Genomic DNA, 18429 nt, shown 5'->3' with positions numbered 1-18429 from the left:
ACTTGTCCTTGTCGTTCAAACGCAGACAGTCTTAACACTAAGACCAATATGACACGTTTGAGGTTCAAGTATTTCCACAGACAAAAAAGCGCGGCTGTTACCCCGCGCTTATACTGTCGCTTAGCCAGCTACTACTTTGGCTACTGCACGTTCGAAACGAGCAAGACCCTCGGCGATATCGGCCTCAGGGATAACAAGAGAAGGAGTAAAACGAATAACGTTTGCACCGGCAACCAGGCTCATCAAGCCTTCACCGATACCGGCAACCAAGAAATCTTTTGAACGACCCTGGTATTGCTCATTCAGCACCGCGCCCAGTAGCAAACCTTGACCGCGCACTTGGCTAAATACATTGTACTTTTCGTTGATCTGGTTCAGGCCATCACGTAGCAGCTGCTCGCGACGTTTAACACCCTCAAGCACCTCAGGGGTGTTCACTACGTCAAGTACCGCATTGCCTATGGCGCACGCTAACGGGTTACCGCCGTAAGTCGAACCATGGGTACCAATCTTAAGGTGAGAGGCAATCTCAGTCGTTGTCAGCATCGCCGCGATAGGGAAACCACCACCTAGCGCCTTAGCGGTAGTGAGGATATCCGGTACCACGTCGGTACGCATGTAGGCGTAAAGTTCACCCAGACGACCCACACCCGTTTGTACTTCATCGAAGATCACTAGGGCGTTGTGCTTGTCGGCCAGGGCGCGAACTGCCTGCAGGAACTCAGGATCGGCATCAATGATACCGCCTTCGCCTTGAAGCGGCTCAAGCATGATGGCACATGTCTTATCAGACACTTCGGCTTCAAGCGCCGCAATGTCGTTAAATGGTAAGTGAGTAATAGATTGTGGCTTAGGACCAAAACCGTCAGAGTATGCCGCCTGACCACCAACACTTACGGTGAAGAAGGTTCGGCCGTGGAAAGCCTTGTCGAAGGCGATGATCTGATCTTTTTCAGCGCCAAATTTTTCCATGGCATAACGGCGCGCCAGCTTTAGGGCTGCCTCGTTAGCTTCTGCGCCAGAGTTGGCAAAATAAACCTTCTCGGCGAAAGTGGCCTCAACCAATTTAGTCGCCAGCGCCAAAGCTGGCTCGTTAGTCATAACGTTTGAAAGATGCCAAAGCTTCTCGCCTTGCTCTTTTAATGCGCTCACAAGCGCCGGATGACAATGACCTAAACAGTTCACCGCGATACCACCGGCAAAATCTATAAACTCGTTGCCATCCTGATCCCAAACTCGGCTCCCCTCACCACGGACAGGGATCACAGCCGATGGTGCATAGTTAGGCACCATTACTTCATCAAACTGGGCTCGGGTTAGCTTATGGTTTACGCTCATTCTACTCATCCTTTCAATGTTGCCGAAGGCTTCAACAGCCTGTCGTACCCGTCTTTTTTCGAAAAGCGGCGCCCTTCGATGACGGTTATTTTGTTTTCTAGGGGGTCATTAATAGCGAAAACGTGATCAAAATACCAGTTCCTCTAGTCAAGCCTTCTTTGTATGTGCATAACAAATGCATAAAGATTTGAGCTTAAAGGTTATACAAGCGTTTATAACCCCGCGTTGAGCATAAATAGTCAGAAAAAAATTTATCGACCCAAGCTTTCACTAATAATGTAAATATTTTGAATATATAGTCACATTCGACGTGAATGGATAGTAAAACATTTCCACAGCAAATAACACTAAAAACAGGCAGTAACCCAGTTCATTTCGACTGTCATAATGAATCCGCCTTTTCCGCCGGCTCTGTTACCTCAGACCACTGCTGCCGGGGATTAGCGCTCCATAAAACAAAAGCCACAGCCCTCACTAGAGGCGCCGTGGCTTTACCCAAATAACAAGGATCCAACAAGCAAAATCAATAAAGATCTAGCTTGCGGTAGTTTTGCCCCTTAAGACGTATCTGTTCCTGCTCTGACAACAGATAATAGTCGAACATCAGCTGTTTCTCTTTCGGCGAGATCATCCGCATCTCTTCGAGCATCAATACCTTAGCAAAACAGCTGGCGCGAGCCACTAAGGCGGCATACTCGGAAAGCTCACTATAACTAAGCGAGGTGTCGAGTTCTTTTTGCGTCTGGGTCAGGAGGCTGGTGTTAAAGTCGAGCAGCTCCGGCAGGCGCCAATTCAACTTGTGGGCATGTTGTAGCACCTGCTGATAGATCTCCTCGGCGGGGAACTCGGTAGCCAGCACGGCATCATGCAGCTCCTTATCGCGACTGGCACTAGCCTCGCGCAGCCAGGTACCCCAGATATTCTCATAAACCTTAGCGCTGTTTTTCAGCACCACAGAGATCCCGAGTTGGTGCAGCAGACTGCTGGTATAAGCTTGGGCGATATCCAGCTCGTTAAGCTGTGCCAACGCCTTGGCGGCAATGCCAGTTAACATGGCGTATCGCCACAGCTTACGTGTTGTCCACAGTAGATTGGCATGGCCTGTAGGCAACCAATTACGCAAGCAAAAATAGGGGATCACCAGCTTAAGGTTTTCCACCCCAATAAAGTTAAGCACTAGCTTTATCTCAGTCACCTTAACGTCAGAACGATGTTGCCGCTTGTGTCTGAAGGATGGACTATTGACCATATTGGTGAGATCCCGCGCCAGCCAAGGCAGATCGGCGATCAGCAGGCGTAAACGATTGAGATCGAGGTTTTTCTCATACAGAAGCTCCAGCATCAACATCTGGTTCTCGTTGATCCCCGACTGCTTTATCAAGAGATCAGGCGACGCCAGTTGATTATCCAAGGTGGTGGTGATCGTGGTGATCAGCTGGGCCGACACCGCCTCATACACCTGCCTGGCTTGGATCTGCTTTGAGAGGCGCTCAAACACGGCGTCACGCTCGATATCGAGCTTATTGGCATCATTTTCCAGTTCACGGTCTAGGTCATCAAACATAGACGCCGCGGCTTTTTGCTTGCCGACGATGATCTGTTTCAAAAGCCTGTGTTCTATATCTATGATGATCCCCGGACGGACACCACCGGCAATGGACTTTGCCACCTAAGCTGTTCTCCTCAGCAAACTAAGCTCACTGGCCTTATATTACACCAATTCAGTGACTTCACAGCGAGAAGTTGGCAACAAAAAAAGGGTCTCCATTGGAGACCCTCTTGATTATCACTTTAACTCTTGCTCGAATAACTTAAAGATGCGGCGATATTCATCTAACCAACTCGATGGCTGACGGAAACCGTGAGGTTCAACCGGGTAGATTGCCGTTTCAAACATTGGCTTCTCGAGCTCAATCAATCGCTGTACCAGACGCACGCTATCTTGGAAGAAAACGTTATCATCCAGTACGCCACTCATGATAAGCAGAGGCTTCTGCAGGCCCTCGGCATGTTCAATCGGTGAGCTGCGCTCGTAGGCGATAGCATCCACATCCGGGGTGTTGAGTATGTTAGAGGTATAAGGCGCATTATAGTGAGCCCAATCGCTTACCGGACGCAGTGCCGCCCCGGCCTGGAACAACTCTGGTTCGTTAAACAGCGCCATAAAGGTGAGGAAACCACCGTAGGAGCCACCATAGGTGCCGACGCGATTGGCATCGACATTGACATTGCTTGCCATCCAGCTGACGCCATCTTTGAGATCTTCGACTTCTGGGTGGCCCATGTTGCGGTACACCGCTGTGCGCCAGTCACGGCCATAGCCTTTAGAGCCTCGATAGTCCATATCCATCACCACATAACCCTGCTGGGTTAACAGGTTGTGGAACATAAACTCACGGAAGTAGCCCGAGAAACCATAATGGGCGTTTTGCAGATAACCCGCACCATGATTAAAGATCACCGCTGGGTACTTATCAGCGCTCGCCTTATCATAACCTTGCGGCAGATAAACCCTTGCATAGACATCGCCTGCGCCATGGCTCGATGGCACCTTAACCACTTCTGGTGCCTGCCAAGGATACTGCTTGAAGGCATCTGACGTGTAATGAGTCAACTGCTTAAGCTCTCCGCCAATGGCCTGTACAAACAGCTCGCTAGGCTGGGTGCGGCGCGATGCATTAAGCAGTAGCTTGCTACCGTCTGGGCTCAGGCTGTAATCCAACTGACCATCCCATTGGGTAAGCTGCTCACTCTGCCCCGTGGCCAGCTTAACGCGGTACACATTGTCGATACCCGGATGGTCTTTGTTGGCCTTGTAGTAGATATACTCGGCCTTGGGGCCCAGGGTGATGTCGCTAACCACATACTGACCCTGGGTCAGTGCCTGGGGTTTGGCTCCACTTGGCTTAAGGTAAAGGTGAGAATAACCGGTTTCTTCCGAGAGATAATAAAGGGTATCGCTCTCTGGTAGCCAGCCAAACTGATTGAAATTGTAGTTAACCCAGGCATCGTCGTGCAGTCTATGCTCGGTATTAAGCTTGCCTGCAGCCAGGTTAAGGGTGGCAATCCATCTATCTTTGTTGTCCACGGCTTCGAGCATGATAGCGACTTTGTTGTCCTTGGCCTGCCACTGCATAGCGCTCTGAGTCCAGCCCCAGTCTTGCATCAGCTGGACTTTACGCGGACTCTTCTCGCTCTTATAGGTCTCGCCTTTCGCTTTGGCATTTTCGGCCTTTACCGAAGCCAGCACATCTTCATCGAAACCTGTGAGTCCTTCGATAGTGATATCGCGCTTCTCATGCTGCACCAGATCAAGCAGCACCAGACGCTCCCCGGGAAACTTATCTTCGGCGACACGGGCCCTGGCAGGTACAGCATCTACATAACCCTGGCTGCCTAAGTAGTTGGGCATAATGTCATGCTCTGAGCGCCAGCTATAGTTTTTATCGACCAGAGAGAGCAGCAGGTAGCGACCGTCGGGCGACAGACTCATCTGGGAAACGGTTTCCTCTTCGCCCAGATACCAGGTTTTAGCGGTCATTGTGGGATCTTGCTTGGCAAGTTCAGCCTGATATTGCTCTTTCTGTTCGGCTTGGGTCTGCTGCAAGGCGACATACTCAATCAGCCTGTGCTGCTGCTTGGCGATATAGCCGCTCGGCGCCTCAACACCTTTAGGTGCCTTAGCCATCTTAATATTGGCAATCTGTTCATACAGGCCAGTATCGCCATGGATACGGAACACCTGCTGCCCTTGCCAATAGGCGATATCGCCATTGGTCAGGAAACGCACGCCATCGACCTTAGTGTTTTGACGTGTCAGCTGTGACACCTTGCCACTGAGCAGATCTTTAACGAACAGATTGCCCTGATAGATATAGGCCTTACGAGTACGGTCACTATCTAGTACGCCATATTGCTGATCCGCTTGATGTAGGGCATCAAGTGCCAACTTTGAGGCTTCACCGGCTGTTATTGACTGTTGATAATAGTCTCGCAGAGGAGACTGATGCGCCTGACGGGCAAAGTAAACTGACTGGCTGTCATCACTCCAGTATTCGCCCTTGGCGAGGATACCCATCCAATCTGGATTAGCCATGATCTGATTCAGTGTCAGCTGACTGTCAACACTCGGCGGCGTTGCCAGCACGACAGGCGATGGCGCCTTGGTTTGAACCTTGTCAGTTGAAGGGGTTGCAGCACAGCCCCCTAAGATGGTGAGGGTCAATATGCTCAGACCCAATCCACGAAACGCACCCGTCATCGTCCTTCCTTATTATTGATATTACCCAGACAGCAAGAGGCTGAGCCTTGTTATTTTGCTGCCTTTTATATCATAAAATGAGGAAAGGACGGTGAGATTAGCAGGATAAAACTTGTAACATTTTGAAAAAAAGCCGCGCGATTCATTAACTTTTGCGACACCTAATTTGGAGAGAGAAAAGCTGGTATTTCTGGAAGTAAAAACTAGCTTAATGGCCTTTGGGCTAACTTAACCATATTGGCCAGAAGCTCTAACCCTTGTTCGGTCAGTATCGATTCTGGATGAAACTGCACGCCGTAGAGACCAAGGCTAGGATGACTCATGCCCATGATCTCACGCCCATGTACAGGGTCATCAAACCAGGCATCCAGCTCAAATCCTTCTGGCACTTCATCGACTAGCAAGGAGTGATAGCGAGTGACGGTCAGCGGCTGATTTAAATCCTGAAACAGGCGACAATTGCTGTGCGTGATGGCGCTGGTCTTGCCGTGCATCACCCGCTTCGCTCGAATCACCTTAACACCAAAGGCCTGAGCGATCGCCTGATGACCCAGACACACACCCAATATGGGAAGCTTGCCGGCAAAGTGGCTGATGGCTGCTAAGGATATCCCCGCCTCATTGGGGCTGCAGGGGCCAGGTGAAATCACTAACAAACTCGGAGCCAAGGCCTCTATCTCCTCAAGCGTCACCTCATCGTTGCGCCTGACAACTATCTCCTCACCTAACTGCTGAAAATACTGCACTAGGTTAAAGGTAAAGGAGTCGTAGTTGTCGATCATCAGGATCATGGATAAATTGCTCGTGTGAGTTGTGTCGCGTTTTTCTGGCGCAGATGCTAACACAGAGTCCTGATGGGATCATCCACTCTGCCTATTCGAGCTGAGCCTCTGCCGATAAAGCAACATACTAATGGAAGATTTGTGATACAAAAAAACCAGCCTAGGCTGGTTTTTTATCGGGTGTTGGTGTTTCACTTCACTATGGTGAGGTGACCACGACGCTTTGGCTTTTCCTTGTCTTGCGACGCCGTTGAAGACGGCTTGTCTTCAGTCTTAGTCTCATCGACAACGGAGAGCCTTAAATCTTGGGCATCCGCCTCCAGTTGATAGGCCTCTTCCTGATCGAATACTGTACCTGCGCCATTTTCTCTGGCATAGATAGCGACGATCGAGGCCATAGGCAATACCACCTGCTGGGGTACGCCACCAAAACGGGCGTTAAACTCGATGAAGTCATGACCTATCTGCAAATTACCCACGGCACTGGCGGTAATATTAAGCACTATCTGTCCATCTTTAACATACTGCTGCGGCACTTGCGTACCAGGTACATAGGCATCGACCACTACATGTGGTGTCAGCTCATTGTCCATAAGCCAATCATAGTAGGCCTGCAACAAATAAGGACGGTTAGGGGTCATCGGCTTCATTTAGATACCCATGCGCATTTCGCGCTCAGCCTCGGTCAAAGACGCCTTAAATGAATCACGATCAAACAGACGTGTCATATAGGCTTTAACCTCTTTTGCTGTGCGGCTATCTAGCTCGATACCCAATACAGGCAGACGCCATAACAGCGGGCCTAAGTAGCAGTCGGCCAGACCGAACTCTTCAGCCATAAAGTAAGGCATTTCGTTAAAGATAGGTGCGATAGCCGTCAGGCTTTCCTGCAACTCTTTACGCGCCTCATCGGCACGATCGCCATTACGGATACGATCGACCAGGCTGTACCAGTCGTTTTCGATGCGGTGCATCATCAGACGCGTCTGACCACGTGATACAGGGTAAACAGGCATAAGAGGTGGATGCGGGAAACGCTCATCCAGATATTCCATGATGATGCGTGAGTTATAGAGCACAAGTTCACGATCAACCAGAGTCGGTACTGTGTTGTATGGATTTAGCTCAATAAGATCTTCAGGCATTTCACTAGGATCTACCTGCAGAACATCGACAGTCACTCCCTTCTCCGCCAAGACGATACGGACTTGATGGCTATAGAGATCGTCGGCGCCTGAAAACAGGGTCATGATTGAGCGTTTATTGGCAGCAACAGCCATTGATACCCTCCAAGATTTAAATTCAAAAAGCTAAAAAAGCAAAAACAAACGAGGGGCAGAGCCCCCCGTTTATAATATGCGGATAATATATTCTAACCTTTATTGGGGGTTAGTGTACATCTTTCCAGTACTCTTTCTTCAAGAGGTAGGCCACAATAAAGAAAATAAACAGGAAGCCCAATACCCACCAACCTAAGCGTTCACGCTCAAGTTTGACTGGCTCACCCGAATAAACCAGGAAGCCAGTGATATCACGAACCACTTGATCATATTCTTCTGCGGTTAACTTGCCACCCATAGTGACAAAGCTGCCATCTTCTTGTTTAACCGGCAAACCTTGCAGCTCTTCCAGTACGTGTGGCATGGCCACTGACGGAAATACTGTGTTGTTTACACCAAATGGACGAGAGTCATCTTTGTAGAAGCTCTTCAAATAAGTGTAAACCCAGTCTTCACCACGTACACGAGCTACCAAGGTCAAATCTGGCGGCGCCGCACCAAACCATTTAGCCGCTTCGGCTTCAGGAATGGCGTTCTCCATCAGATCGCCTACTTTAGCGTCACTGTTAAACATATACTTGTTACGCATATCGTCTACAGAGATACCTAAGTCTTCGGCAACGCGGTTATAACGCTGGTACTGAGTGCTGTGACAACCTGAACAGTAGTGTTGGAAAGCATCCAAACCACGTTCGAGCGACTCTTTGTCATTCAGGTCGACGTTAGCACTTTCTAGATGAACATTGGCACCACCTGCAGCAAACGCAAGAGATGGTACTAATGTAACTAATGCAATCAGTAATTTTTTCATTAGTGGGTCAACCTCTCTGGTACAGGCTTAGTTTTCTCATTCTTACTGTATAGCCACAGCGCTAAGAAGAAACCGAAGTATGTCAGAGTAAAGATACGCGCAGCAATTGTCAGCGTCGGCGTCGCAGGTACGGCACCCAAGTAGCCTAAGACAATGAAAGATACGGCAAACTGACCAATATTCAGCTTATGAATCATGCTACGGTAGCGAATTGACTTCACCTTACAACGATCTAACCAAGGTAGAACGAAGAGGACAGCAATCGCTAGGCCCATGCCGACAACCCCTAATAACTTATCAGGAATCGCACGCAGAATGGCGTAGAAAGGCGTGAAGTACCAAACAGGAGCGATATGCTCTGGGGTCTTCATTGGGTTAGCCGCTTCAAAGTTTGGCTTCTCCAGGAAGTATCCACCACCTTCAGGCATAAAGAACAACACGTAGCAGAAGACAATCAGGAAGCCAGCGACGCCCATGATATCTTTCACTGTGTAGTATGGGTGGAATGGGATACCATCTTTCGGCCAGCCATTCTCATCCTTGTTCTTCTTAATTTCGATACCATCAGGGTTGTTCGAACCCACTTCGTGCAGAGCGATAAGGTGTAAGAACACTAATACCACTAGGACTAAAGGTAGCGCGATAACGTGTAGGGCGAAGAAACGGTTCAGTGTCGCGCCAGAAACAACGAAGTCACCACGGATCCAAAGTGTTAGATCGTCACCGATAACAGGAATCGCACCGAACAGCGAGATAATAACCTGTGCTCCCCAGTAAGACATCTGTCCCCATGGCAGCAGATAACCCATAAAGGCTTCAGCCATCAGTACCAGGAAGATCAACATACCAAACAACCAGAGCAGTTCTCTTGGCTTTTGGTATGAACCATAGAGCAGTCCACGGAACATGTGCAGGTAGATCACCACGAAGAAGGCAGAAGCCCCCGTTGAGTGCATGTAACGTAATAGCCAGCCATACTCCACATCACGCATGATGTATTCGATAGAGGCAAACGCACCTTCTGCAGTCGGCACATAGTTCATGGTTAGCCAGATACCGGTCAGTAGCTGGTTTACCAGCACCAACATGGCCAAAGAACCAAAGAAATACCAGAAGTTGAAGTTGGTCGGCGTCGCATATTGACCAACGTGACGATTATAAGTCGCCGTCATTGGGATGCGTGCATCAATCCAATCGATAATATTCTTAACCATTATGCAGCCCCCTGATCGACACCGATAATCACGTTGCCGTCATCAATATATTGATGAGGTGGAACAACTAGGTTCAACGGCGCTGGTACACCTTGGAATACACGGCCCGCCATATCAAACTTAGAACCATGACATGGGCAGAAGAAACCAGACGCAACGCCTTCTACTTGCTCACCAAAGGTATCAGGTAGATACGTTGGCGAACAACCTAGATGCGTACATAGACCAACAGCAATAAAATACTCAGGCTTAATAGAACGAACCGCATTCTGCGCGTAGGCAGGTTGTTGCTCTTCGTTTGAGGCTGGATCACGTAGTTGATCATCGAGAGTAGCAAGACCGTTTAAGATCTCTTCAGTGCGGCGGACAACCCATACAGGCTTACCACGCCATTCAACACGGATCAGCTGACCCGGTTCTAACTTACTAATATTTACTTCAACCGGCGCACCTGCAGCTTTCGCTTTGGCACTCGGATTCCACGACTTTATAAAAGGAACCGCTACAGCGACGGCACCAACACCACCCACTACGGCGGTTGCTGCGGTCAGGAATCTGCGACGTCCGGTATCGACTGGCGCATTGCTCATCCACTTATCTCCAGAGAGTGTTGGAATTTTTGTTTTAAAAATTTTTGATTTTGGGGTTTTACCCCAAAGCGCAAAAATCAAATTTGAGGCGGGGCTCATTATAGCCAAAAATTAGAACCAGATCATAGTAAAACAAAGCACAAAGTTAACTATGATAGAAAAATGGCGATTCTAGAAGATAAAGAGCAGCAATACAAAAGATAATCGACCAGGATTTTACGACAAAAAATAATAAACAAGAATAACAACCAAAGCTAAATTAGTAACTTGCGCCGATAAGAGTAAAAAAAGCCCGAACTTGTCGGGCTTTAATACAAATCAGACTCAATGAGAACTATTTAGCGTTAGCGTCCTTCATATACTTGAAGAAGTCACCTTCCGGCTCAATGACCATAACGTTAGACCCCTTCTCGAAACTTGCCTGATAAGCCTCTAGGCTACGCAAGAAAGAGTAAAACTCAGGATCTTTCTTATAAGCATCTGCATAGATCTTCGCGGCAATGGCATCACCTTCACCACGTACCTGCAGAGCCTTACGCTCAGCCTCGGCGATCTGAATAGTCACACTCGCATCTGTCTTAGCGCGAATGATCTCAGACTGCTCCTTACCCTGAGCACGATGCTCTTTCGCCACCGCAGTACGCTCGGCGCGCATACGCTGGTAAATGCTCGAACTCACGTTAGCAGGCAGGTTGATCTGCTTAACACGCACATCGACCACCTCGATACCTAGATCTTGAGCACTATCAGAGGCATTACGCAAAGCGTCTTGCTGAAGCTCATCACGGCTACCAGAAACGATATCTTTAATGGTACGACGACCAAACTCGGTACGCAGATCGTTGTTGATCTTGCGCTGGAGTAGAGACTCAGCCTGAACCTTGTTACCGCCGTTAGTGGCCAGATAGTACTTCTCATGATCCTTGATGCGCCATTTCACATAAGAATCGACCATCAAGTCTTTCTTCTCTGAGGTCACGAAGCGATCCGCAGCGCCATCCATCGTCTGGATACGAGAATCTAAAATCTTGATCTTATCGATCACTGGTAACTTTATGTGCAGACCCGGCTTGTAGATACGAGTCACACCATCATCTTTAAGGATCTTACCAAAGCGAGACACGATAGCGCGTTCACCTTCGTTGACCACCATCAAAGATGACAGGCCTACGGCAACTAAGATAGCTGCAATAATGACAGATAATCTACCCATGTTTAGTTCCTCCCCTGACGAGTTCGGTCGCTACGAGAAGGTCTTCCATCCAGCGGCATGCTCACACTATCTACTATGCTATTAACTGAATCATTGACCGCATCCAACTCAACAGACTTAGTCGGTTTAGTTTGAGTGCGCTGTTCCATTAACTTATCTAACGGCAGATACATCATGTTATTGCCCGACTTAGAGTCGACCAATACCTTATTGGTGCCAGAAAGCACTTTTGACATGGCATCTATGTAGAGACGGTTACGAGTCACTTCTGGTGCCGCCTGGTACTCAGGCAACAACTTCTCGAAACGAGCCACTTTACCGCGAGCCTCTAAGATCTCACGTTCTTTATATGCATTTGCCTGCTGCTCCATACGCTGCACAGTACCGCGCGCCTTAGGCTCGATCTCACGAGAATAAGCCTCAGCTTCACGAATAAAGCGCTGCTCATCTTCCTGAGCGGCGATGGCGTCATCGAAGGCATCTTTTACCTCTTCAGGCGGACGTGCTGGCAAGAAGTTCACGTCACGGATCTCAATACCTAGATTGTAAGGCTTGATGATACGCTCAACTTCTTCCCAAGTATCACGACGGATCTGATCACGACCAGTCGTCAGAATGTCATCCATCCTGTTGTGACCTACGACATATCGCAGCGCACTGTCAGTCGCTTCACGCAAGCTCGAATTGGCATCAACCGCGCTAAACAAATAGCGATAAGGATCGACAACAATATATTGCACATCCAGCTCAACCAGCACGACGTTTTCGTCCGCGGTAAGCATGCTGCCAGAGGCTGGAATAGAGCGAACATTACTCACGTTCACTGGGAAGACCTCATCGATAAAGGTTGCCTTCCACTGCAGGCCCGGCTCTACTTGGCCAATATATTCACCAAAACGTAGCGCCACACCCTTTTCGGCTTCTTTCACCGTATAGAAACCTGAGAGTCCCCACACGACAACGGCGATGCCTAATACAATGATAAAACCTAATGCACTGAAACCACCGCCAGCGCCATTACCTTTACCACCAAAACGCTTAGAAATATTCTTAAATACTTCATCGAGATCTGGTGGCCCTTTGTCATTGCCGTTCTTGTTTCCCCAAGGGTCTTGACCCTTGTTACCGGGCTCGTTCCAAGCCATTTAGCACTCCATAGGTGTATGAAATAAACGAGATTACTAAAAACTACTCTATTGATGCTGTTTCAACAATAAAGGTTTCCAACTCCCCTTGGCTCTGCTTAGCTAATCGGTGCCAATCGGCCTCCAATAAGCGTACAGACACGATACAGTTCCCCAGATCGTCATACTCTTTCTGCTGTATCACATCCAGTCGATAAAACTGGCCAAGATAATGTCCGGCCGTCGCCGGAATACACAAGGTCAACTCTACTATGGCACGACCAATCAATTGATTGATTGCCTTTTCAAGTAATTCCAAGCCTAAACGCTGTTGAGCCGAAACCCAAACACGCGTTGGGACCCCATCGCCATCATAGTCGATCTTAGGTCCCACTTCTTCCAACAGATCTATCTTGTTACAGACAATGAGCTGTGGAATCTCTTCTGCGCCAATTTCTTTCAGTACTAATTGTACCTGTTCAAAATTGTCGCCCATGTTTTCATCAGCACTATCAACCACATGTAACAGAAGATCCGCTTCGCGAGTTTCCTGTAACGTGGCTTTAAACGCAGCCACCAAGTCATGGGGAAGATGTCTGATAAAACCAACGGTATCAGCCAAAATGACCGAACCGTCTTCTAAGTCCAGCTTACGTAAGGTCGGATCGAGTGTCGCAAACAGCTGATCGGCAGCATAGACCTCGGAAACGGTTAACGCGTTAAACAAGGTTGACTTGCCCGCGTTGGTGTAACCCACCAGTGATACTGTGGCTAACTCGCTTCTTTGTCTTGCGCGTCGACTCTGCTCACGCTGTTTATCGACTTTCTCGAGCCGTTTGTTGATGGTCTTAATACGACCACGAAGCAAACGTCTATCGGTTTCCAGCTGAGTTTCACCCGGTCCCCGCAGGCCGATGCCCCCTTTTTGACGTTCAAGGTGGGTCCAACCACGGATCAGGCGCGTTGACATGTGGCGTAATTGCGCTAGCTCCACCTGCAACTTGCCTTCATAAGTCCTGGCGCGCTGAGCAAAAATATCAAGAATCAGTGTCGTACGGTCTAAGACCCGGCACTGACAGATCAGCTCAAGATTACGCTCTTGTGCAGGACTCAAGGCGTGGTTAAAAATCACCACATTGGCGTCAGTAGCGGCAACCATGGCTGCCAACTCTTCCGCTTTACCTGTACCAACAAAATACTTTCTATCTGGAGAACGACGACTTCCCGTGATCACGCCTACGGTTTCAGCGCCTGCCGATTCGACTAATAAACGAAGTTCGGTAATATCTTCCCTACTGTCTTCATCTGAAAAGTCGACATGGACAAGTACTGCAGCTTCTCCCGCCTCATAGCGTTCAAACAAAAATCGAACTCCTTAGGAAATTACTCAGCACTATCATCATGCGGTGCGTTATAACCGGCAGACTGATTTGGCGTATTATGGTGGCTGCTCACGTTAAATGGACGTGCAGGCACCACAGTTGAGATAGCGTGCTTGTATACCATCTGGCTGACGGTGTTCTTCAATAAAATAACAAACTGATCGAATGACTCAACCTGTCCTTGAAGCTTGATACCATTAACTAGGTAGATAGATACCGGAACGCGTTCACGTCGTAATGCGTTCAAAAATGGGTCTTGTAAAGATTGCCCCTTAGCCATTTGTAATTTCCTTTTTATTAAAATTAATTAAAACCTAATACAGCATCAATTTCTGGTTTGGTTTTAGTATTATATAGAGTGAATGAATTAGCTAGCGACAATGCTCTAATAGTCGCGCCAGATTTGATTCATCACCACTCTCCAGCCAATTTAGATCAGCCCATCCTCGCAACCATGTTAATTGACGCTTAGCCAATTGCCTAGTCGCAACTATGGATTTTTCGACCATAGTATCATAGTCATATTCCCCATCGAGATACTGCCACACTTGGCGATATCCCACACATCTCATCGAAGGCAGGTCTAGATGCAGATCCTCTCGCGCCTTGAGCGCTTGCACCTCTTCGACGAAACCTTGATTTAACATCAATTTAAATCTTTCTGCTATAGCAAGGTGTAGCACTTTACGATCTTTGGGTGCTATGCCAAATTGCACCACCTTATAAGGCAAAGCATCAGCCTTAACCTCTGTTAAGGTCGTCAGGCTCTTACCACTAATGCGGTATACCTCTAATGCCCGTGACAGTCGCTGCGGATCATTAGGGTGAATACGCTCAGCAGACACAGGGTCTATCTGGCGTAACTGATCATGCAAGGCTTGCCACCCTTTGGTCTCAGCCTCTTTCGCTATCTCTGCCCGAATCGTTTCATCGGCTGGCGGCAATGGAGATAACCCCTCTAATAGCGCCTTGAAATAGAGCATAGTGCCTCCCACCAAGAGTGGTGTTTTACCCTCACTTAAAATCTGCTCTATCTCTGCTATCGCATCGCTGCGAAAATCCGCCGCGGAATAACTTTCGCTCGGGTCACGAATATCGATCAAACGATGAGGTGCACGACTGAGCTCTTCCTGGGTCGGTTTAGCACTGCCGATATCCATACCACGGTAGATAAGCGCTGAGTCCACCGAGATGATCTCGCAATTATGCTCTTCGGCCAAAGCCATCGCAAGCGCAGTCTTACCCGACGCGGTCGGTCCCATCAGGGTGATAATTGTCGGCTGACTCTCGCTATTCACTCGTTTGCTCACCTAACCATTCTTGCCAAGGCAAAGCCTTAGCCATAGATAAAATTTCTTGCTGCTGCGACTCTGGTAATCCCATAAGTTCAGCCCACAGCGCACTGGCAGAACTAAACTGGCCGCTCGACTGTTCAACCAACCAATTAATCAGCGCATCGGTCGTGGGCTCTTCGAAACGTATCCACTGTAAAAACTCAGGAACCACGCTCGCCAGCTGACTCTGCCTTAGATATGGGGGCACTTTTTTAATTATCAACTGGCCAAGACGAATAGTTAGCTCTAGGCCTAATTTTCTAATTAGCTGCTCACGCTCAAACAGGGTTTGTTGCCAATCTTCATCGACTTTAACCGACACAGGCATTAAGAGCGGCTGACCTATCAGCCCCGATGCCAGCTTGGCCGATATCTGTTGCCGAGCAACTTCGCGCGCCACGCTAGATAAACCGAGCAAAGCCAATTCGGCTCCTCGCACCAGCAGCCAATAGCGGCCGTCTAGCACCTGAGGCATCTGCGGCTGATTAGCTGTAGCCTGATGGTTTACTTGACCAGGAGTGGTCATCAACTGAGCATAACTATCGACTGCCGCCTGGCTTGGGAGCTCGGTACTGGCATAACTTCGGCCGCGACTGCTCGTCTGGTGCTGACTGCTGTAACCCTGGCCGTGAGACTCGCTGATTCGAGCGTTGCCATACTCCCTCCCGCTCTCTCCCCGTTGAGACTCAGACATCAACGGCCTGATATAAGCGGTTTGCGTCTCTGCAGCGGGAACATTGGCAGGCCTAGCGAATGCAGGTTCAAAACTCAGTTCGCTACTTTGGCGCAGCGCCGACTCTAGGGCTTGCAAGATAAAATCATGCACATAGCGGCTCTCATGAAAGCGCACCTCATGCTTGGCCGGATGCACATTCACATCAACCTGATGGGGATCCAAGCTCAACATCAACACAAAGGCTATCTGCTCGCCCTGTAGTTGCTGTGCAAACGCCTGACGCACCGCGTGATTCACCAAACGGTCACGCACCAAGCGGCCATTAACATAAAAATATTGAGTATCGCCGACAGGCATCTCACTGTTGGGAGACTGAATGTAACCACTCAAGCTCAAGCCGTTATGCTCACAGTCGACCTTTAGGGCATTCTCGGCAAAAGCCTTACCGCTAACTTGACCCAGACGTTGCAGATACTGGGCTTCGGTCTTCGCTGGACGATAGTTACGCACCTGTTTGCCGTTGTGCTTAAGCGTAAAGTGAATCTCGCTACGCACTAAGGCAATACGCTTAAGCCATTCATCGATATGGGTAAATTCAGTTTTATCACTCTTTAGAAATCGGCGCCTGGCTGGTGTGTTGAAAAACAGGTCCGCCGCTTCGACCGTGGAGCCCACAGGATGGGCAGCAGGTATCACCTTGACCGCCATCTCTGAGCCTTCGGCGTAGGCTTGCCAGGCTTCTGCTTGCTCTTGGGTACGAGAGGTAAAGGTTAATCTGGATACCGAACTGATACTGGCAAGGGCCTCACCGCGAAAACCAAAACTCAAAATAGCGTCGAGATCGTCTAATGAGGCCAACTTAGAGGTGGCATGGCGCGACAACGCGAGACTGAGCTCCTCTTTGGGAATACCCGAGCCATCATCTGTGATCTTAATAAGCTTACTGCCGCCCTTATCGATCTCGATATCGACACGTGTGGCACCCGCATCCAGGCTGTTTTCAACTAACTCCTTGATAACAGATGCCGGACGTTCCACCACCTCCCCGGCGGCTATCTGGTTAGCCAATTGAGGAGGCAAAACTCTAATCGTCATCTTGGCTCCTTAAGCCCTGGGAATAATCAGCTTTTGGCCAATAAACAAGGTATTCGACTTGAGCTTATTGGCTTTTTTAATGCTGGCGATTGAAACCTGATAACGATGGGCAATCACAGATAAAGACTCACCGGCGGCCACTTTATGCTTGAAACCGCTCTTGCTCGCCAGCAGGGTATGTGCGGGCGGATTATTCTCGAAATAACGCACCACACCTTTATGAACGGCATTGGCGATATTGTTTTGATGATCGCGCTGGGTCAACAGACGCTCTTCTCTATGATTCGAAATAAAGCCTGTTTCGACCAAAATGGAAGGAATATCTGGCGACTTGAGCACCGCGAAACTCGCCGCCTCAGGCTTATGCTTGTGCAGACGCGTCACCTTGCCCAAGTTGTCTAGTACGTCGCCGGCAATGTTGTGGCTGATCGCCATCGATCTATCCATGGACATATCCAGCAGCGTCATAGCCAAATACTGCTCATTGTCGGTGTTTTGAATAATTTCACCGGCTCCACCAAGCAGTTCAGAATGTTTCTCTTTTTGCTCTAACCAACGACCAATTTCACTGTTGGCCCGGCGCATCGACAGCACCCATACCGAGGCGCCGTGAGGCTGAGGAGAAGTAAAGGCATCTGCATGGATAGAGATCAGCAGATCCGCCTTGCTGTTGCGGGCAATCTCCGAGCGCCTATTCAGGTTGACGAAGTAATCGCCGGTGCGGGTCATGACGGCGCGCATACCAGGGGTGGCATTAATTTTGGCCTCCACCTTTTTAGCGATCTGCAGCACCACCTTTTTCTCATAAGTGCCTTTGGGCCCAATGGAACCTGGGTCATCGCCACCATGTCCCGCATCAATGGCCACGATAACGTCCCTAAGCTCTTGCTCTGGCTCCGCTTTTACCGTTTTCTTATTAACACTATCCCCTTCAAGATCCACGACCAGGCGGTTACCATAGGGGGCTGTGGGTGCCAATGAAAATAAGTTAGCTTTAGCAGGCTTCACCAGATCAATCACCAACCTCAGCGTTCCCTTCTTCGGCGGTTTACTAACACGTACCCGTTTTACCAGCTTACTGTTATTTTCAATCTTACTTAGATCTAGGCCCGTTGCCGTGGTCGCAAGATCCACGACCAAACGATAGGGACTGGTCAGGGTGAAGTGGGTGTATTTTGGCGGCTCACGCAGATCAAACACCACACGTGTCGATTCAGGAGCCGCCCAGATGCGTACACCTTCCAGCTTATTTGCACTATAGGCAATGGAAGGAATACAAAGTAGGACAATCAATAATATACGTTTTATTAGTGATTCAGTTCTTATCAT

The 18429-nt window shown here is 49.0% G+C and carries 16 protein-coding genes; all 16 read right to left on the bottom strand.

Features of this window, described 5'->3' with window-relative positions; translation table 11 throughout:
• Positions 1-120 precede the first annotated feature (120 nt).
• Positions 121-1338, bottom strand: coding sequence for an aspartate aminotransferase family protein (locus CFF01_RS02835; RefSeq protein WP_033538728.1), 1218 nt, complete (start codon positions 1336-1338; stop codon positions 121-123).
• Between the two features lie 523 nt (positions 1339-1861).
• On the bottom strand, positions 1862-3007 hold the full coding sequence (locus CFF01_RS02830) for an HDOD domain-containing protein (RefSeq protein WP_088903785.1): 1146 nt from the start codon (positions 3005-3007) through the stop codon (positions 1862-1864).
• A gap of 117 nt (positions 3008-3124) precedes the next feature.
• Positions 3125-5599 carry a S9 family peptidase gene (locus CFF01_RS02825; RefSeq protein WP_088903784.1) on the bottom strand — a complete coding sequence of 825 codons (2475 nt, stop codon included), beginning with the start codon at positions 5597-5599 and terminating at the stop codon, positions 3125-3127.
• A gap of 203 nt (positions 5600-5802) precedes the next feature.
• Positions 5803-6390: an anthranilate synthase component II gene (locus CFF01_RS02820; protein ID WP_088903783.1), complete on the bottom strand. Its 588-nt coding sequence runs from the start codon at positions 6388-6390 to the stop codon at positions 5803-5805.
• A gap of 182 nt (positions 6391-6572) precedes the next feature.
• A complete protein-coding gene (locus tag CFF01_RS02815) occupies positions 6573-7031 on the bottom strand; it encodes a ClpXP protease specificity-enhancing factor (protein ID WP_088903782.1) in 459 nt (152 codons plus the stop codon).
• Positions 7032-7661 carry a stringent starvation protein SspA gene (gene sspA / locus CFF01_RS02810; RefSeq protein ID WP_033538733.1) on the bottom strand — a complete coding sequence of 210 codons (630 nt, stop codon included), beginning with the start codon at positions 7659-7661 and terminating at the stop codon, positions 7032-7034.
• A 109-nt stretch (positions 7662-7770) separates the two neighbouring features.
• Positions 7771-8472: a cytochrome c1 gene (locus CFF01_RS02805; protein WP_033538734.1), complete on the bottom strand. Its 702-nt coding sequence runs from the start codon at positions 8470-8472 to the stop codon at positions 7771-7773.
• On the bottom strand, positions 8472-9686 hold the full coding sequence (locus CFF01_RS02800; protein ID WP_033538735.1) for a cytochrome b: 1215 nt from the start codon (positions 9684-9686) through the stop codon (positions 8472-8474). Before CFF01_RS02800 ends, CFF01_RS02805 begins: the two co-directional genes overlap by 1 nt.
• Entirely contained in the window at positions 9686-10276 is a 591-nt protein-coding gene (gene petA / locus CFF01_RS02795; RefSeq protein WP_033538736.1) for a ubiquinol-cytochrome c reductase iron-sulfur subunit, read from the bottom strand. The genes CFF01_RS02800 and petA overlap by 1 nt, the downstream gene beginning before the upstream one ends.
• Before the next feature lie 334 nt (positions 10277-10610).
• Positions 10611-11489 (bottom strand): protease modulator HflC, encoded by an 879-nt coding sequence (hflC, locus tag CFF01_RS02790; RefSeq protein ID WP_033538737.1) that lies wholly within the window; start codon positions 11487-11489, stop codon positions 10611-10613.
• 2 nt (positions 11490-11491) lie between these two features.
• The gene (gene hflK, locus CFF01_RS02785; RefSeq protein WP_033538738.1) at positions 11492-12634 is read right to left on the bottom strand and encodes an FtsH protease activity modulator HflK; all 1143 of its coding nucleotides are present in this window, start codon (positions 12632-12634) and stop codon (positions 11492-11494) included.
• Between the two features lie 43 nt (positions 12635-12677).
• Positions 12678-13976, bottom strand: coding sequence for a ribosome rescue GTPase HflX (hflX, locus tag CFF01_RS02780; RefSeq protein WP_088903781.1), 1299 nt, complete (start codon positions 13974-13976; stop codon positions 12678-12680).
• A gap of 20 nt (positions 13977-13996) precedes the next feature.
• Complete coding sequence (hfq, locus tag CFF01_RS02775) at positions 13997-14275, bottom strand: RNA chaperone Hfq (protein ID WP_033538740.1); 279 nt, start codon at positions 14273-14275, stop codon at positions 13997-13999.
• Between the two features lie 91 nt (positions 14276-14366).
• On the bottom strand, positions 14367-15293 hold the full coding sequence (gene miaA, locus CFF01_RS02770) for a tRNA (adenosine(37)-N6)-dimethylallyltransferase MiaA (protein WP_088903780.1): 927 nt from the start codon (positions 15291-15293) through the stop codon (positions 14367-14369).
• Positions 15286-17100: a DNA mismatch repair endonuclease MutL gene (gene mutL, locus CFF01_RS02765; protein ID WP_088903779.1), complete on the bottom strand. Its 1815-nt coding sequence runs from the start codon at positions 17098-17100 to the stop codon at positions 15286-15288. The genes miaA and mutL overlap by 8 nt, the downstream gene beginning before the upstream one ends.
• Before the next feature lie 9 nt (positions 17101-17109).
• Positions 17110-18429, bottom strand: coding sequence for an N-acetylmuramoyl-L-alanine amidase (locus CFF01_RS02760; RefSeq protein ID WP_088903778.1), 1320 nt, complete (start codon positions 18427-18429; stop codon positions 17110-17112).

Origin of the sequence: Shewanella marisflavi (assembly GCF_002215585.1) — a bacterium.
Lineage (GTDB): Bacteria > Pseudomonadota > Gammaproteobacteria > Enterobacterales > Shewanellaceae > Shewanella > Shewanella marisflavi.
Note: the sequence above shows the minus strand (reverse complement) of the source record. Positions and strands in the feature narration are given on the sequence as shown.

What these genes read in the sequence shown, in the direction of transcription:
- CFF01_RS02835 (WP_033538728.1), bottom strand. Translation starts at nt 1,338, where the DNA reads ATGAGCGTAAACCATAAGCTAACCCGAGCCCAGTTTGATGAAGTAATG.
- CFF01_RS02825 (WP_088903784.1), bottom strand. Translation starts at nt 5,599, where the DNA reads ATGACGGGTGCGTTTCGTGGATTGGGTCTGAGCATATTGACCCTCACC.
- CFF01_RS02820 (WP_088903783.1), bottom strand. Translation starts at nt 6,390, where the DNA reads ATGATCCTGATGATCGACAACTACGACTCCTTTACCTTTAACCTAGTG.
- CFF01_RS02815 (WP_088903782.1), bottom strand. Translation starts at nt 7,031, where the DNA reads ATGAAGCCGATGACCCCTAACCGTCCTTATTTGTTGCAGGCCTACTAT.
- sspA (WP_033538733.1), bottom strand. Translation starts at nt 7,661, where the DNA reads ATGGCTGTTGCTGCCAATAAACGCTCAATCATGACCCTGTTTTCAGGC.
- CFF01_RS02805 (WP_033538734.1), bottom strand. Translation starts at nt 8,472, where the DNA reads ATGAAAAAATTACTGATTGCATTAGTTACATTAGTACCATCTCTTGCG.
- CFF01_RS02800 (WP_033538735.1), bottom strand. Translation starts at nt 9,686, where the DNA reads ATGGTTAAGAATATTATCGATTGGATTGATGCACGCATCCCAATGACG.
- petA (WP_033538736.1), bottom strand. Translation starts at nt 10,276, where the DNA reads ATGAGCAATGCGCCAGTCGATACCGGACGTCGCAGATTCCTGACCGCA.
- hflC (WP_033538737.1), bottom strand. Translation starts at nt 11,489, where the DNA reads ATGGGTAGATTATCTGTCATTATTGCAGCTATCTTAGTTGCCGTAGGC.
- hflK (WP_033538738.1), bottom strand. Translation starts at nt 12,634, where the DNA reads ATGGCTTGGAACGAGCCCGGTAACAAGGGTCAAGACCCTTGGGGAAAC.
- hfq (WP_033538740.1), bottom strand. Translation starts at nt 14,275, where the DNA reads ATGGCTAAGGGGCAATCTTTACAAGACCCATTTTTGAACGCATTACGA.
- mutL (WP_088903779.1), bottom strand. Translation starts at nt 17,100, where the DNA reads ATGACGATTAGAGTTTTGCCTCCTCAATTGGCTAACCAGATAGCCGCC.
- CFF01_RS02760 (WP_088903778.1), bottom strand. Translation starts at nt 18,429, where the DNA reads ATGATAAGAACTGAATCACTAATAAAACGTATATTATTGATTGTCCTA.